This is a genomic window from Haloimpatiens massiliensis (assembly GCF_900184255.1).
GTDB classification, from domain to species: Bacteria; Bacillota; Clostridia; order Clostridiales; family Clostridiaceae; genus Haloimpatiens; species Haloimpatiens massiliensis.
In genome coordinates this window covers 20960-37519 of sequence record NZ_LT854637.1, presented here as the reverse complement: position 1 = coordinate 37519, position 16560 = coordinate 20960, and the positions used below count along the sequence as shown (strand labels likewise).

The window sequence follows — 16560 nt, the reverse complement described above, 5'->3', positions numbered from 1 at the left end:
TACAAACCACTTTCATTGATTAAAACAATAGTCCTTACTTTATCTTACACTCCATATTGTATAGTGTAAAAATCCCTTATAGAAACCATACTCTTTTTATGTTCATCAAGTATTCCTATCATTTGAGTTGTTCCATTATACTTCAATGATACAAAATAAAAATAAACGCTAAAAAAGAAGCCCATTACAGACTTCTTACTTCAAATATTTATTCACTTCTTCAAGCTTGTTAAAATCTAATATATCATCAACAATTATTTCTAATACTGTTATATCTGCCTTTTCAAGTTTTTCTTTTATTTCATCAGGTAATACACCAAATTTCTTTGTAAGTAGTTTTGTAGATGTTCTTAATAATTCCTGCTTTCTACCTTCTTTTATGCCTTCTTCAATACCTTCTTCTTTTAACAATTTCCCAAGTTCAGTCATTCTGAACACCTCCTTGACCCTTTCAATATTTTTATCATCAATAAACTTTTCTGCAAAGGCATACAGCAGTGCCAATGAATTCATCTGATTTTCCTTATCTTTTATTTCTTTTGCCAATTTTATTGATTCTATAATACGTTCATTTTTATCTTTTTCACTATGCATTATAGGTAAAAACACCAATGCCAATAAATCCTGTCTTGTTAATACTTCACCCTGCTTTATCTTATTTTTTAAATGTTCATACTGCTCATCACCATTAATTTTATCCATATAAAAAGCTTGAACTGAATATTTAATAGAACCTACATCAATACTTGTTTTTGCATTCTTAATGCTTGACGAATATACAACAATTGTATTAACAGGTCTATTTTCTTTGTAATGAAGCACAGCATCATATGCTAAAAATCTTGCTAAGTCCTGTTTATTATTTGTAGTTTGAAATTCAAAATGTATAAATGAACCATCATCCAGTAAAAAGGTATAATCCATAAATGATGTGTTAATCTGCAAATCTTTTAATTCAGTCCTTGCAGCAGTTATTATTTTAGAATCTATTCCAAAAAACTTCAATGCATCCTCTTTAAAAACATCCAAGATACTTTTCATAACAGCATCTTCAACATTTTTTACTTTTCTTTTAACCATCTGTTTTCCACCTTTTTTGTTTAGTATATTATAATTTTACCACATTACAATGAAAAAATTACATTCTTTGCTTTAGATTATATAATTCTTTGCCTTAAATAAGCTTATCGATGATGTTCACCTATTTATCCTTCCTTATCAAATCTACCGAATATATTTCCCTATATATTTGAAGTTAATAGTTTTGTCCACTTTAATTAATCCTCAAAACTTAAAAAGGCTCAGACTAAAATCAGCCTGAACCATTGATATTAAACGTTTTATAAACTACTGGAGCTCCTGAGGGGATTTGAACCCCTGACCTACTGATTACGAATCAGTTGCGCTACCAGCTGCGCTACAGGAGCATTTCACCAGAATATTTTATCATATTATGATAATTTTTTCAAATTGATCAAGAACGTAAATTGGTAATAAATTTATGCCTCAAGGCCCTAATTACCTGAAATTTAATGGCATGATCCACAATTAAAGATTTTCCATAGCATAGCGGAGGAAAATCCACCTTAACTAGCCCTCTAGCCCCCTAATCCTCCAGCCCTCCAGCCCTCTAAAAATTGTGTTCCACCACAATTTTTTACTTTATCAACATGGTTGCCACGATGACCAAAACAATTCCCACTGCTTGGGTAATAGAAACTGTTTCTCCTAAGAATAAAAAAGCTATAAAAACTGCGCTGGGTACCTCAAGATTTGCTATGATAGAAACTTTAAGGGCTCCTATATATGATATGGCTGCATATAAAAGCGTAAGAGGTATTACTTCACAAAATACTGCAAGAATTATTATAGAACTTATCCCCTTCACACTTAGAGAACCTACCGTTGAATAGGTCAAAGGCTTATAAATTAAAAGTGCTATAAGAGAAAACAAAGTAGAGTATGCATTTATAGTAAGCGGAGGCACATTTTCTAGTTTGCTTTCGGTAAATATATTCATAAAAGCATAAAAAATAGCACATAAAATCCCGTATGTTATTCCTTTTATAGAATACTGTATTTCACCACTTAGAAGCTCTAAAGTAAGAATGCACCCAAAAAAAGCTAATGCCACTGCCAAGGACTTCTTTAGTGTAACTTTTTCTTTCTTAAAAATTGTTGAATAAAAAAACACCATTATAGGATAAGTATAAAGTAGTATAGTTACTAATGGAACTGGAAGATATTCAAAAGCCTTGTAGTAAAATACAGTCATAAATGTATTACCTACTACTCCCATTATAGCCAAATTTATAAGTGTTCTCTTATTAACTTTAACTTCTCTATTATTTTTTATCATTATTAAGCTAAACATTATTATAATTGCAAATATGTATTGTATGGTTAAAAGACTTACAGACTCCAAGCCAGTGCTATGAGCATATTTTACAAATAAACCAGCACTTCCAAATAGTACTGCGGATATTATTGAATATATGTATCCTTTTTTCATAAAAATTTTATGATTCTCCCTTCATCCTATTAGTTTAGGTACATGAAAATAAATAACAAGTCAAAGATGCTGGTATATTTTGTGTCAGACAAGGAAGCAGGTTCCGCCGCTAGTAGAACTATCGGTGGGTTCTGCTGACGCAGTATGACGCAAAATAGACTAGCATACTGACTTGTTATTTATTTGAATGTGCCTTAACTAATACATTATTTACTCACTACTCTTGATGTATTATATCTAACCTTGCAAATTTACTATATTGTCCAAGCCATCCTAACTTAACAGTACCTGTTGGACCATTTCTCTGCTTTGCTATTATGCATTCCGCCACATTTTTGTCCTCTGTTTCCTTATTGTAGTATTCATCTCTATAAAGAAACATAACCACGTCTGCGTCCTGCTCTATAGATCCAGACTCTCTAAGGTCAGAAAGCATTGGTCTGTGGTCTGCTCTTTGCTCTGGAGCACGAGATAGCTGAGAAAGTGCTATAACTGGACACTTCATCTCTTTAGCTAAAGCTTTTATAGATCTGGATATTTCAGAAACTTCCTGCTGTCTACTTTCACTCCCACTACTTCCACTCATAAGCTGTAAGTAGTCTACTACAATAAGATCTATACCATGCTCTATTTTAAGTCTTCTACATTTAGATCTCATTTCCATAACTGAAACTCCAGCAGTATCATCTATATATATTTTTGCCGCTGCTAAAGGTCCTGATGCCTTAGCTATGTTTTCCCAGTCCTTGTCCTCTAAATCTCCTGTTCTCAGTTTAAGCATATCTACATTTGCTTCTGCACATAAAAGCTTATAGGCAAGTTGCTCTTTAGACATTTCTAGAGAAAATACAGCCACGCTTTTTCCACCTCTTAGTGCTGCATACTGAGCTATATTAAGAGCAAATGTAGTTTTTCCCATGGAAGGTCTTGCAGCTATTAGAATCATATCTCCCCTTTGAAATCCTGATGTCTTATCATCCAATTCAGGAAATCCTGTAGGAACGCCAGTTATCTCCCCTTTATTATTAAAAAGTCTTTCTATCTCTAAAAAGCCTCTTTCCAAAACTGTGTTCATAGGCTCAAAATCACTGGTAGTTCTATTTTCTGCAATATTGAATATTCTTCTTTCTGCTAAATCTATTACATTTTCTACAGCACCATGACTCTTATAACTTTCTTCTATTATTTCTGTAGAAGATTTAATAAGTTTCCTTAAAATGGATTTATCCTTAACTATTTTAATATGTGAAGTCAAGTTAGCTGTAGTAGGTACGGAGTTACTTATTTCGGTTATATAAGATATACCTCCACACTCCTCCAAATTTCCATTAGCTCTTAAATGTTCTATTAAGGTTATCATATCTATAGGTGTATCCTGTTGAAACAATTCATATATTGCTCCAAAAAGCACCTTATGGTGATCCTTATAGAAATCTTCAGAAATTAATGTTTCAGTGACCTCTGCTATAGCAGCCTTATCTATAAACATGGATCCTATAACTGCCTGCTCCGCTTCTATATTGTGAGGTAAACTTCTAAGAGGCATCTCCATATATCATTTCTCCTTAAAACACAATTTTTAATAATTCTTCTATAGTATCTACTGATTTAACTTGTATATCTGTAAGTCCTGTTGGTACTTCACTTTCATTATCTTTAGGAACTATAACTTGCTTTATGCCTTTTCTTCTAGCTCCAAATATTTTTTCAAAAATACCACCTACAGGCTTTACATTACCTCTAAGAGATATTTCTCCAGTTATAGCTATATCCTGTCTTATAGGTTTATTTAAAAGCGCACTTATAATACAAACAGTTATAGCTGCTCCAGCTGAAGGACCGTCTATTTTTCCTCCACCTATGGCATTTACATGTATATCATAGTCTCTTATATCCTTATCTGTAATTTTCCTTATGACAGAGGCTGCATTAAATACAGAATCCTTAGCCATGGAACCTGCTGTATCATTGAATCTTATAGTTCCTTTTCCCTTTTCTCTAGCTTCAAACACAGCTGCTTCTATTTCTATAACAGATCCAATATATCCTGATACTCCAAGTCCATTTACATGACCCACCTCAGATTTATTTAAGTCTACCTCTTTTTCATAAGGTATAAGTCTTCCTATGGATATTGTATCTTCAATATCCTTTATGGTTATATTCACTTTATCTTCATTAAATTTATTTTCTTTTTTGTTATAAAGTACATATCCATAGGCATCTGAAAGTATGTTTACAGCCTTTCTTCCTTCTATAGTGTATCTACTTATTAAACTTGCTACTCCATCCTCTAACTGAACATTTAACTTCTTAGCAGCATTATAAACTATATCCTCTATATCTTTTGATGATAATGGCTCAAAATATACTTCTACACATCTAGATCTTAGCGCTGGATTAATCTCACCAGGTTCCCTAGTGGTAGCCCCTATAAGTGCAAAATCTGCTGGTGCTCCATTTTCAAACAAATATTTTATGTACTTTGGAGTACTTTCATCATCTGGATCATAATAAGAAGATGAAAATTCAACTCTTTTATCCTCCAACACCTTTAAAAGTTTATTTTGAAGTATATTATCCAACTCTCCTATTTCATCTATGAAAAGAACGCCTCCATGAGCTTCTGTCACAAGACCTGGCTTTGGTTCTGGAATTCCAGTTTCAGCTAAATCCCTCTTGCTCCCCTGATATATAGGGTCATGAACTGATCCTAAAAGCGGGTTAGTTATCTCTCTAGGATCCCATCTTAAAGTAGTTCCATCTACTTCAACAAACTTAGCATCTTTACTAAATGGTGTATATCCAAGCTTTTTAGCCTCTTCAAGAGCCAATCTTGCAGCAGTAGTTTTTCCTACCCCTGGAGGCCCATATAAAATAACGTGTTGTGGGTATGGTGAAGCTATTTTTGACATTAAAGACTTTATGGCTCTTTCTTGTCCAACTATCTCTGAAAAACTTTCAGGTCTTAACAAAGCTTGAACGCTTTTAGATATTTTTCTCTCGTCTAATTTTTTCAGACTTTCATACTTTTTAATAGTTTTTGAATTCTCAGGGCCTTTCTTCTTTTTGATTATGCCCATTCTCATTTCATCCATAAACTTATCTTGTTTCTCTACTAAAAGCTTCTCTATCTCTTTTTCTATTTGATTTTGCACATATCTCTTCGCTAAAATTTCGGAAATATTATCTTCCGTTTTCTCTAAAACCTCTCTAATATTCTTGTCATCTGGAACTATATCTATACCTTTTCCGTCAGTAACTATCTTATTTATTGCATATATTCTTTCATAGTCATTCTTACTTTTTATATACTTATCTAATTTATATCTAACTACTCTAGCTCTTATAGTACCTTTTTCAAAAGAGTTTCTCATAATTTCCTCTAGCACATCTACATGTTCCTTTAGAGATATACCAAATTTTAATTCCATTACTTCACTTTTATCAATTTCCTTATTCAATTCATCTTCCACCTTCATAAAAGAAGATGTTCCTCCCTTCGGTGTGTACTAATTTGAAGTCACAACTACTTTTATTTTTGTTGACACCTCTGGATATACCTTAACTTCCACTTGATATACCCCTTCTTGCTTTATTGTATCTGAAACTATTTTTTTCTTATCTATATCTATGTGATATTGTTTATTCATAGCCGCAGCAATATCCTTGCTTGTGATAGCTCCAAATAATCTTCCACCTTCGCCAGCTTTAGCTACAATCTTAACTTCTTTTCCCTTTAAATCTGCAGCTAACTTTTGAGCCTTCTGCATTTCTTCTAATTTTTTCTTTCTCTCCACTTCTTTTCTTAAATTTAATTCTTTAACATTTCCATCAGTTGCTTCTTTTGCTAAATTCTTTGGAAATAAATAATTTCTTGCGTATCCATCAGAAGTATTGGCTACATCTCCACTTTTTCCTAATCCCTTAACATCTTTTAATAATATAACCTTCATTACTTGTCACTCTCCTTTAAGTATTCGTCTATTTCTTTCTTTAATAATTCAAAAACCCCATTTATACTGCTATCTTTAATTCTAGCTCCTGCCATGGTAATGTGTCCACCACCACCAAGCTTTTCTAGTATTATTTGAACATTTATGTCACCTAAGGATCTTCCACTTATAAGTATATCATTATCAATTTCTATAAGCACGAAAGATGCCTCTATATCTGTAATATTTAATAGTTCGTCTGCAGCCTGTGCTGCTACTATAGGGTCTTTTATATCTTTCGGGCATATTGCCACTGCTACGTTATTACTAACATTAGCAGATTTTATAATTTCTGCTCTCTTTAAATATCTATCTAAATCATTTGAAAACACCTTTTTTATATCTATGGTGTCGGCTCCAAGCCTTCTTAAAAAAGCTGCCGCCTCAAAGGTCCTAACCCCTGTTTTAAAATAGAAGTTCTTAGTGTCAACACATATGCCCGCCAATAATGCCTCTGCTTCTTCTACTTTAAGTTTCGGATTTTCTACCATATACTGAAGCATTTCTGTTACTAACTCTGAGGTAGAGGAAGCATATGCCTCTATATAGCTTAAAATACTCTTATCTATATACTTAGGTCCTCTTCTATGATGGTCTATTATTACTATTCTATTACACTTATCAACTATATCCCTATTCTGTACATAATCTATGCCATGTACATCAACCAATACTAAAAGAGTATTATCCTCTATTATCTTTTTAACACCATCGTAATTTATAAATGTGCTTTCATACAACTTAAGTTCTTTAACTTTATTGTATATTATTTTGATGCCATTGTTAACTTCATCAACAATAATATTACATTTCTTTTTAAGCATTCTACATGCAGCATTTATTCCTATGGCAGCTCCTAAAGAATCCACATCTGGGTTTATATGTCCCATTATAATAACATTACTGCTTTCATTGATAAGTTGCACTAGAGCATGTGCTATAACTCTAGCACGTACCTTCGTTCTCTTTTCAAACTCCTTAGTCTTACCACCATAAAAATTAAGTTTATCCTTGTTTTTAACTACTACCTGATCTCCCCCTCTTCCTAGGGCTAATTCTTTAGCTGCTATGGCATATTTGTGATTTTCAAGAGGACTATTACCGTTTACTCCTACTCCTATACTTAAAGTAGCCGATAATTTATTACCCATATCTAAATCCCTTATATGATCTAGTATATCAAATTTCTTATCCATTTCCATACGAATATATTTATCCTCAACAGCCAATATATAGTTGTTTTGAGATTTCTTTTCTATCATAGCATTTAAATTTTGTGCGTAACCATTTATACTTCTTTCAATTTCTGCTACTAAAAGTGGTTTTTTATCTTCTTCTGTAGTTTTAACCACTTCATCCAAGTTATCTACTTCTATTAACATTATAGACACCTTATTCTCTTGCACATATTTTAGAAGCTTATACTTTTCTGTTACATCTATAAAATATAAAAGTATTACCTTATCAGGATTTTCACTTTCCTCATTTATAGTTACCACATTAGCACTAACATCATAAAACTTATTTCCTATAGGCACTAAAGAAATTTTTTCTGTTCCATTTAAAAACTTTAATACATCCACTTTTTTAGCTATACTTTGAATTTTTTCTCCTAGTATTTTTTGTTCATTTGATATATTATGAAATTTTTCATTATACCACAATATAATACCTTTGCCACTAACTATTATAAGAGGATATGGGAGTTTTACTAAGTTGTTTTGACTAGCTATATCTAACTTAGAAGAAAACTTCTCTATTTCACTCCATTCATCCTTTTTAACCTTATTCATCCTAAAAATATAAATAGCTATAAAAGTACAGAACATAAAAATTACAGCGCCTAATATTTTATTGTAGAAGAATATTACTCCTAATAAAGATATAATTATGGCTATTTGCAATCTAGAGTTACCAATGGAATTTTTGCTTTTATTTTTCATAATTACCCCTCAATTTGTTTTTATTTAAGCCTTTCTATTTCCTTGGAAATCTTCTATCAGCTTTCTTATGTTAAAAATACTATCCATAATACCTATTATGAAGTAAATATTACCAATTCTAAATATAAAAGTTATTAAAATTATTATAAACATCTTAGTTTTTGAAACTTTATATTTATATTTTAATAAATAAACTATTACAGATATACCTAATATAAAGAAAATAAATCCACCTACAATAGTGGCAATATATAAAATATATTCCGCTCCAGGTACTTTTTTAGATTTCATTATTACTCCAATGGCCATAAGTGCTATAGTAATAGCTGCTACCTTATCATTTACATGCCAACTAGTAAAATTCTTAATTTTATTTATTTTAATATTTAATTTACTTAATATAATTCCTGCTACTATATAATTTAAGAAAGAAAATATCATGCCTATCACCATCATATATCCTGGGAAAGTATGAATTATTAATTCTCTAGTTAATTTAGGCATTTTATTTTGTAATTCAACAAGTTTATCTTCTCCTATTCCAAGTTGCCTATATTGTTCTAAAACTGATTTCATTTTTTCGTTATATATTTTCACAGTTTCATCTATAGCACTAGATAAATCTACATTAAAAATAAACTTGCTTGCTAAAAAAAATGCCAAAAACATTCCAATAATATATGCAATTGCTGTAGTTATCAAAGTATACAATACAGATTTTTTGTTTTTTATACCATACCCTAATGCTAGCCCGGGTAAAACATCTAAGCATATAAATACAAATGCTGCCCATACGTTACCTATCAGGATTATGCATATAAAACTACATATTACAGCTAATATAGTAACCTTAAAATCATGCCTTATAAATAGTACACTCACTATCAAGGGTACAATTACTACACCCAAAAACTCGAAAAATGGTAAATATAAATTTGCTGCAGTAGCTATAACTATTAATACACTAAGTAATGCTGCTTCAACTATTGATTTTGTACGTATATTTTTATTTTTCATATGTCCTCCACTATTCTCTCTTTTTTAGATGATTATACAGTCTACTTAAATCCTTTCCGTCTTTTTCTACTTCATCTTCTTCTATTATACCCAATTTTAATTTATCTTTTATCTCTTCGTCTATAGTTATAAAAGAATATCCTAGTCTATCTCCAATTACGTATAATAGTATTATGGCACCTGAAATACAGTTTAAAATAGCATTTTGAGCTACATTACTCCCCTTAGTCAGTAGTTTAAAAAACTGCCCTATCACACATAGTAAATCAGCTTTCAAACTTTCTATGATTTTAATATTTGCCATTATATTGAAATCGTCCTTTTTCATAGTATACCATCCCCTTTCCCGCCTATATATTATATTTTAGTTATTTCCTCATATTTATGCAACGTTAAAATAAAAAGCAACACCAAAAGGTGTTGCTTAACTTCTTACTATTCAGTAGTAAATGGTAATAATGCTATATTTCTTGATCTCTTTATAGCAATTGTCAATTCTCTTTGATGTTTAGCACAGTTTCCAGAAATTCTTCTTGGAAGTATCTTTCCTCTTTCTGTTATGTACTTTTTAAGAGTATTGATATCTTTGTAGTCTATAACTTTTGTTTTATCAGCACAGAAAGTACAAACTTTTTTTCTTCTTCTCTTAACTCTTTTACGTTCATTTGCCATCTTCAAATACCTCCTTACCTTTTAAATTAGAACGGGATATCCTCATCATCCATTGGAGTTATATCCTCATCAAAACTTTGCTCCTTTGATTCCTCTGTTGAGAAATTATCAAAAGATTCATTATACTCAGAATTATTGCTTGACATAGATGATCTATTTCCATTTCCCCACTCAAGGAATTGGACTTCTTCAGCTACAACTTCAGTGACATATCTTCTAGTGCCATCCTTAGCTTCGTAGCTTCTTGTTTGAATTCTTCCACTAATTCCTATAAGTCTTCCTTTACTCATATAATTAGCAGTAGATTCTGCTTGTTTACCCCATACCACAATTGGAATGAAATCCGCTTCTGGTTGACCTGGACTCTTAAATCTTCTATCTACAGCAACTGTAAAAGTAGCAACAGCTGTGCCAGAGCCTTGGATAAACTTAAGTTCTGGGTCTTTTGTGAGTCTTCCGATTAATACAACCTTATTCATCAAAACACCACCTAGTTTTCTTGATTAGTTATTAAGTGTCTTATAACACTGTCAGCAATTCTGAAGTTTCTGTCTAATTCTTTTGGTAGATCAGTATCTGCAGAGAAGTTGATTAGGACATATATTCCTTCGTTAACTTTTGCGATTTCGTAAGCAAGCTTTCTCTTACCCCAAACGTCAACGTTATCGATTTGTCCTCCACCATTTTCTATAACACCTTTGAATTTCTCAATATTAGCATTAAGAGCTTCTTCATCTAATGATGGGTGTAATACAAATAGAGTTTCATATTTTCTCATTACGTTCACCTCCTCCCTCTGGACTAACGGCTGCAATATCTTTATGTATTACAGCAGGGATTACATCAATATATTCTAACATTGGTACAAATAAAAAGCAAGGATTTATTTTAAGAACTTTTAGGTATTTCTAATACTTTCTTCATATTCTTTTCAAATTTATTTCTTTCGATCATAACTATCCTACCACATTTTACACACTTTATTTTTATGTCTGCGCCCATTCTTATTATTTCCCACTGATTAGCTCCACAAGGATGACCCTTTTTCATCTCCACTATGTATCCAATATCAAATTCTTTCACTTTTTTCACCCCTTATTATAACTTTTACCAGCTATATATTACCAATTATATTTATTGATTCTTTCCTTTTGTGATGATATTATACCATAGTCCAATAAAACTAATAAAGTGAAACTTAATAAGGGAGTAGAAATCTATGCTTTTATGCTATATTATTACTTATTTGAGCAATAAAACTAATCCGTCCTTAAAATAGTCTCAATCCCTTAGGCTTATAATAAATACAAAAGAGGCTTATGTCTAAGCCCCTTTATAATATTTACTTATACTATGATTCTATTATGTTTCTCATGGATTTACCTCACATAATGCGAGTAATGATGAAACTGAAAAATGTAATTACATTATAATTTCTACCTTTTCACCATCTTTTAAGTATATATTTTTAGTGTTCATTTTATTTTCTTCCACTAATTTTTTTATACTTTCTATATAATCCTCTGTTACCTTTAAACTTATGCCGCAGCTTTTAGTTATATATGTTGGTGTTGGAATTACTTGCACCTTTAATCTATTTTCTTTTGCAACCTTTTCTCCATTCATAGCTTCATGAGTATTTTGAAAAGTTACAACATAATATTTTTCCATACTTTACCACCTTTTGTAGTTCCATATACTTTATAACTTTACTATAATTTTTTTGCATAGATTTTGCAAAATCAAATTATAGTATCTATATCATTTATAGTTTCACTATTTTATCTGATGTATTCATTGTTTCTACTATTGAATACATATTACTTATTTCTCCAATTTTTAATTGTTCTTTAATTTTGTAGAAATCAAGACATGTTCCACACACTTGAATTTTAACTCCTCTTTCCTTTAATTTGCTTAAACTCTCTAATACTTCAGATCCTTCCACTGTTAACTTTACTCCAGCATTTACAAATATTAAATCTGTAGGAATCACATCAGCTTCTGAAAGTGCAAACAAATAACTTTTTATTAATATATTTCCTAAATCTTCATGTCCATTTCCTAATTTATTATCCATTATAGCTATTGTAAATTTAGCATTTTTATTTTCTTTGTTTTCCTCTTTACAATCAGTAGAACCTTCTCCTTTTACTATGTTTACATAATAAAGTCCTTCTTTTTCTTCTGCATTAGCTTCAAATCCATTGTTTTGTGCAAATTTAATTACATTATTTTTAGCAACTTCATTGTCCACTATAGTAGTAGCTGTTCCACTTTCTATAGAATCAAAATATTTTTTTGTACTTACAACTGGTATTGGACAATTCATTCCCTTACAATCTATTATCTTTGCCATAATAACCCTCCTAAAATATAAACATATTATTTGAAATATTACTAATCCTATTGTACTTAATTCAGATTATAAACTATAATTGTAATATACTTATCATTAAATCTTCAATTTTCATTATATCAAAGATTTTTAACTTGGTTATATTTTTTATACATATTCAAATGTTTATTGTAAATTCAAATAGATTCTTTATTTACTATTTATATATCAAATACTTATTTATATTAATGGAGGTTTTTTAAATGAAAGTTTATTTAGATAATGCAGCTACAACTTTTCCAAAACCAGATACTGTAGTATCTTCTATTATGACATATATGACACAAGTTGGTTCTAATCCTGGTAGAGGAGCCTCATCCTCTTCTTTAGCTGGAAATAGGGTTGTTTTTCAATGTCGCGAAGCACTGGCAAATTTTTTTAATTTTTCTAATATAGAAAATGTAATTTTCACCTCAAATATTACTCAATCCTTGAACACTTTAATAAAGGGTGTAGTTGAAAAAGGCTGGCATGTAATAACATCATCAATGGACCACAACGCTTCTTTAAGGCCCCTTTGTTCTCTTGAAGAAAAGGGAATAATCGAACTTACTATATTAGATTGCTCTAAGGAAGGCGTTATTAATGTAGATAATTTTAAAAACTCTATAAAGAATAATACTAAATTAGTTGTTTTATCACATGCTTCCAATATAATAGGAACTATTCAACCCCTTGAAGAAATAGGACGTATATGTAAAGAAAAGGGCATTTACTTAATAATAGACTCAGCCCAAACTGCCGGAGTTTTAGATTTAGATTTTGAAAAGTTAAATTGTAATGCATTAACTTTTACAGGACATAAAAGTTTATTAGGACCTCAAGGTATAGGTGGTTTTATTATAGATGATAAACTTAATGAGATCACAAAACCTTTTATAGAGGGTGGTACTGGAAGCGTATCTTCTAATGTAATACAACCAGATTTTTTACCTGACAAATTTGAAAGTGGAACTATGAACACCCCTGGTATAGCTGGACTTCTTGCAGGAATTAATTTTATAAATCAAAAAGGACTTAAATACATAAGAGAGTATGAAGAAGATTTATGCCAAAAGTTTATAAACGGCTTGTTAAATATAGATACTGTAGAAGTTTATGGCGTTAGGGATGTTTCTTCAAGAACCTCCACAATATCTATAAATTCTTCAAAAATAGATAATGCAGAATTAGGATTTATATTAGATAGTGAGTTCGGTATAATTACAAGAACTGGTTTACACTGTGCACCTTTAGCTCACAAAACTATAGGTACTTACCCTAGTGGAACTATTAGATTCAGTTTTGGTCTATTTAATGATGAAAAGGATGTAGACTATGCTTTAAGTTGTATAAATAAAGTTATAAAAAGGATGTGATAACTTGGATAACTTACTTGAAAGATTAGATAGGACTATTCTATTTATAGTAATATATACCCTTGTTTTTATACTCTTTTTCTCAACCATAGGCTATACGCTTCCCTTTGTACTGGGTATTTTATTTGCTATTTTATTACAAAAACCCGTAAAATTTTTAATCAAAAAATTTAAAATAAAATCTTGGATTTCTTCTTTAATAGTTACTGTAATATTTTTTGCCATAATTATAACGTTACTTTCTTTAGGCATTACTTCCCTTACATCAGAAAGCATTCAACTAGGCAAAAATATACAAACTTATATTACTAAAAATTCAGATGAGATAATGGGCTTTTTTAATAATTTAGAAACCAACTATCAACATTTAGATCCTTCTATAATATCTACTATAGAAAAAAATCTTTCAAGTTTTACATCTAAAAGCCTTAATCTTACGATGGAATTTACTAAAAAAGCTCTATCTTTATTTTTAATCTTTCTAACTAAAATACCTTACACTATTATGGTAATATTATTTACTTTACTTTCAACTTACTTTTTTACTAAAGATCTTTCCGCTGCAAAAGATAAAATATTTAATCTTTTACCTGAAAGCAAATTAAATAGGTTATACAATATAGTACTAGAATCTAAAAAAATGTTATCAAATTATATGGCGTCCTACTTACTTATAATATCTATAACATTTTTAGAAACTCTCATTGGTTTTTTAGTATTTAAAGTTAAGTATGCTGTACTTTTAAGTATTCTTTGCGGAATTTTTGATCTATTACCAGTGTTAGGCATAGGAGCTATTTATATACCACTAGCCATAATATATTTTCTTTCTAAAAATTATATTGCAGCAGTTGGAATATTAATTCTATATGGGATTGTTTCTGTTATAAGACAGATAATAGAACCAAAAATAGTTTCTTCGTCCCTAGGTCTTCATCCTGTAGCTGTATTAGCCGCCATATTTATTGGTCTTAAAGCTAATGGCATAAGTGGAATGTTTTTCTGTATATTTTTAGTTGTTTTCTATAATATATTAAAAAAAGTTGAAGTTTTATAGTATATAACACCTGTCCTTTGTTAATAATTAGAAGGGGAGGTGTTTTTTATGAATAATAAAATTATTTTAGATACATCCGAAAAAAGTTGTATATTTAAATTAAGAGATATATTAAGTGAACAAATAACCTATGCTTTAAATTCACAAAAACAAATTGCTATTTTGTGCATTGGAACTGATAGATCCACTGGAGACTCCTTGGGTCCATTAGTAGGAGATAAATTAAAATTTTTAGTAAGAGACAAAGTTGCTTTATACGGTAATTTAGAAAAGCCCGTTCATGCCAAAAATTTAAGTAAAAATCTTAAGGATATTAAAGATACTTTACAAGATCCTTTTATAATAGCTATAGATGCTTCTTTAGGTGCTATCTCTAATGTAGGAAATGTTATCGTTGAAAAAGGTCCATTACTGCCCGGTGCTGCGTTAAACAAGAATCTTCCACCTGTTGGTAATGTAAGTATAAAGGGTATAGTGAACATCTCTGGTAACTTAGAGTTTTTAGTACTTCAAAATACTAGATTGTACACAGTTATGAATCTAGCTGATATAATTTCAAAAGGCTTGTACCACTCTATTTTAAAAACAATAGGTGGCCCGAAACTACGTAAAGAATCCTTAGAAGATTTCGCAAAATAAACTTTAAAGATGTTTCACGTGAAACATTTTTAAATACGTAATTAAAATAATTAATTTATTAGAATATATATTTCTATTTATATCTATGAAGAAATTTTGAATTCCTAACATATAATTATACATTAAATACTAATACCAAATTGAAAGATGTAAGTTTGAATTATTTCGTGAATACATTTTTCCTATTTCTTAATAATTAATGAGCCCTTTACATTACTATTGAATCCAAGACTTCATTTGAACAATCCACTATCCACTCTACGACTTTTGTCATAGCATTTTTTGAGGATTGGTTCTAAATCGAAATCACTACAACTATTTGTATAATTTTTTTCTTTAAATTTAGCTTTAATTCCTTGTAACTCTGCCTTATATTTAATTAATTTATTAATTAGTTTTTGCACGGGTATTTGAACAAAGTAATTTATATGCAATTCCATATTTTATCTATAATTGTGTATCGAATATTTATAATTTTAATCAATTATTTTTAATTCTAATTTTTAAATTAAGAAAAATTTCTAATTTTTAATTTTAAGCCTTTCAAATTTTGAATTAAAATATATCAAAAATGAGAAAGTTAAGATGACAGTAATTCAAGTTATATTTACAGAAAAAGATTTATAATGTAAAATTCTTACCTTTACTAATATATAGAACTATATACTCTATTAAATATTATCCTATCAATTTCATCTATGGTTTTTCTACCAGAATCAATTATTAAAGTACCTTCAGCTTTTAAATTATTTTCTAAATTAGTATCCATAAGACCGTGATTCTTCAAATCACATATTATAATATCACAAGCTTTTTCCTTATCATTAGTTACTTGGTACCCTCTATTTTTTAATTCATTGCTTATATACTGCATATCGCTAGGTACAAATATAATCATAATAAAAACCTCCCTAAGAGTATTATTCCCTTAATGGAGGTTTTTATAAGTACTTTTTAATAATTTTACTT

18 protein-coding genes and 1 tRNA gene are annotated in these 16560 nt (G+C 30.1%); 3 read left to right on the top strand and 16 right to left on the bottom strand.

The window, feature by feature from the left end; genetic code table 11:
- Nucleotides 1–195: 195 nt before the first annotated feature.
- From C1715_RS03355 to yedF, 15 genes are all read right to left on the bottom strand, one after another.
- Nucleotides 196–1080: a DUF4351 domain-containing protein gene (locus C1715_RS03355; protein ID WP_102399257.1), complete on the bottom strand. Its 885-nt coding sequence runs from the start codon at nucleotides 1078–1080 to the stop codon at nucleotides 196–198.
- A 271-nt stretch (nucleotides 1081–1351) separates the two neighbouring features.
- Nucleotides 1352–1427, bottom strand: a tRNA-Thr gene (locus C1715_RS03350).
- Between the two features lie 230 nt (nucleotides 1428–1657).
- Nucleotides 1658–2512 carry a DMT family transporter gene (locus C1715_RS03345; protein ID WP_102399256.1) on the bottom strand — a complete coding sequence of 285 codons (855 nt, stop codon included), beginning with the start codon at nucleotides 2510–2512 and terminating at the stop codon, nucleotides 1658–1660.
- Between the two features lie 217 nt (nucleotides 2513–2729).
- Nucleotides 2730–4064, bottom strand: coding sequence for a replicative DNA helicase (locus C1715_RS03340; RefSeq protein WP_102399255.1), 1335 nt, complete (start codon nucleotides 4062–4064; stop codon nucleotides 2730–2732).
- 13 nt (nucleotides 4065–4077) lie between these two features.
- A complete protein-coding gene (gene lonC / locus C1715_RS03335; protein WP_102399254.1) occupies nucleotides 4078–5994 on the bottom strand; it encodes a Lon family ATP-dependent protease in 1917 nt (638 codons plus the stop codon).
- Nucleotides 5995–6024: 30 nt separating this feature from the next.
- Nucleotides 6025–6468, bottom strand: coding sequence for a 50S ribosomal protein L9 (rplI, locus tag C1715_RS03330; RefSeq protein ID WP_102399253.1), 444 nt, complete (start codon nucleotides 6466–6468; stop codon nucleotides 6025–6027).
- Nucleotides 6468–8450 carry a DHH family phosphoesterase gene (locus C1715_RS03325; RefSeq protein WP_102399252.1) on the bottom strand — a complete coding sequence of 661 codons (1983 nt, stop codon included), beginning with the start codon at nucleotides 8448–8450 and terminating at the stop codon, nucleotides 6468–6470. Before C1715_RS03325 ends, rplI begins: the two co-directional genes overlap by 1 nt.
- Before the next feature lie 24 nt (nucleotides 8451–8474).
- Nucleotides 8475–9467, bottom strand: a complete 993-nt coding sequence (locus C1715_RS03320; RefSeq protein ID WP_102399251.1) for a DUF2232 domain-containing protein — start codon at nucleotides 9465–9467, stop codon at nucleotides 8475–8477.
- Nucleotides 9468–9477: 10 nt separating this feature from the next.
- Nucleotides 9478–9795 (bottom strand): MazG-like family protein, encoded by a 318-nt coding sequence (locus C1715_RS03315; protein WP_035293108.1) that lies wholly within the window; start codon nucleotides 9793–9795, stop codon nucleotides 9478–9480.
- Between the two features lie 107 nt (nucleotides 9796–9902).
- Nucleotides 9903–10139, bottom strand: coding sequence for a 30S ribosomal protein S18 (rpsR, locus tag C1715_RS03310; RefSeq protein ID WP_102399250.1), 237 nt, complete (start codon nucleotides 10137–10139; stop codon nucleotides 9903–9905).
- A 26-nt stretch (nucleotides 10140–10165) separates the two neighbouring features.
- The gene (locus tag C1715_RS03305; RefSeq protein ID WP_102399249.1) at nucleotides 10166–10618 is read right to left on the bottom strand and encodes a single-stranded DNA-binding protein; all 453 of its coding nucleotides are present in this window, start codon (nucleotides 10616–10618) and stop codon (nucleotides 10166–10168) included.
- Between the two features lie 11 nt (nucleotides 10619–10629).
- Nucleotides 10630–10917: a 30S ribosomal protein S6 gene (gene rpsF / locus C1715_RS03300; RefSeq protein ID WP_102399248.1), complete on the bottom strand. Its 288-nt coding sequence runs from the start codon at nucleotides 10915–10917 to the stop codon at nucleotides 10630–10632.
- 110 nt (nucleotides 10918–11027) lie between these two features.
- Nucleotides 11028–11231 carry a DUF951 domain-containing protein gene (locus C1715_RS03295; RefSeq protein WP_102399247.1) on the bottom strand — a complete coding sequence of 68 codons (204 nt, stop codon included), beginning with the start codon at nucleotides 11229–11231 and terminating at the stop codon, nucleotides 11028–11030.
- A 330-nt stretch (nucleotides 11232–11561) separates the two neighbouring features.
- On the bottom strand, nucleotides 11562–11810 hold the full coding sequence (locus tag C1715_RS03290) for a putative Se/S carrier protein (RefSeq protein ID WP_102399246.1): 249 nt from the start codon (nucleotides 11808–11810) through the stop codon (nucleotides 11562–11564).
- Nucleotides 11811–11904: 94 nt separating this feature from the next.
- Nucleotides 11905–12498 (bottom strand): sulfurtransferase-like selenium metabolism protein YedF, encoded by a 594-nt coding sequence (gene yedF / locus C1715_RS03285; RefSeq protein WP_102399245.1) that lies wholly within the window; start codon nucleotides 12496–12498, stop codon nucleotides 11905–11907.
- Between the two features lie 242 nt (nucleotides 12499–12740).
- On the opposite strand from yedF, the gene C1715_RS03280 reads away from it, so the two are divergent.
- Genes C1715_RS03280 through yyaC form a run of 3 tightly spaced genes read left to right on the top strand, consistent with a single transcriptional unit; the run spans nucleotide 12741 to nucleotide 15591 of the window.
- Complete coding sequence (locus tag C1715_RS03280) at nucleotides 12741–13895, top strand: aminotransferase class V-fold PLP-dependent enzyme (protein WP_102399244.1); 1155 nt, start codon at nucleotides 12741–12743, stop codon at nucleotides 13893–13895.
- Nucleotides 13896–13899: 4 nt separating this feature from the next.
- Nucleotides 13900–14952: a sporulation integral membrane protein YtvI gene (gene ytvI, locus C1715_RS03275; protein ID WP_102399243.1), complete on the top strand. Its 1053-nt coding sequence runs from the start codon at nucleotides 13900–13902 to the stop codon at nucleotides 14950–14952.
- Between the two features lie 48 nt (nucleotides 14953–15000).
- Entirely contained in the window at nucleotides 15001–15591 is a 591-nt protein-coding gene (gene yyaC / locus C1715_RS03270) for a spore protease YyaC (RefSeq protein ID WP_102399242.1), read from the top strand.
- 646 nt (nucleotides 15592–16237) lie between these two features.
- On the opposite strand, the gene C1715_RS03260 is transcribed toward yyaC, so the two are convergent.
- A complete protein-coding gene (locus tag C1715_RS03260) occupies nucleotides 16238–16489 on the bottom strand; it encodes a YkuS family protein (RefSeq protein ID WP_102399240.1) in 252 nt (83 codons plus the stop codon).
- Between the last annotated feature and the right edge of the window lie 71 nt (nucleotides 16490–16560).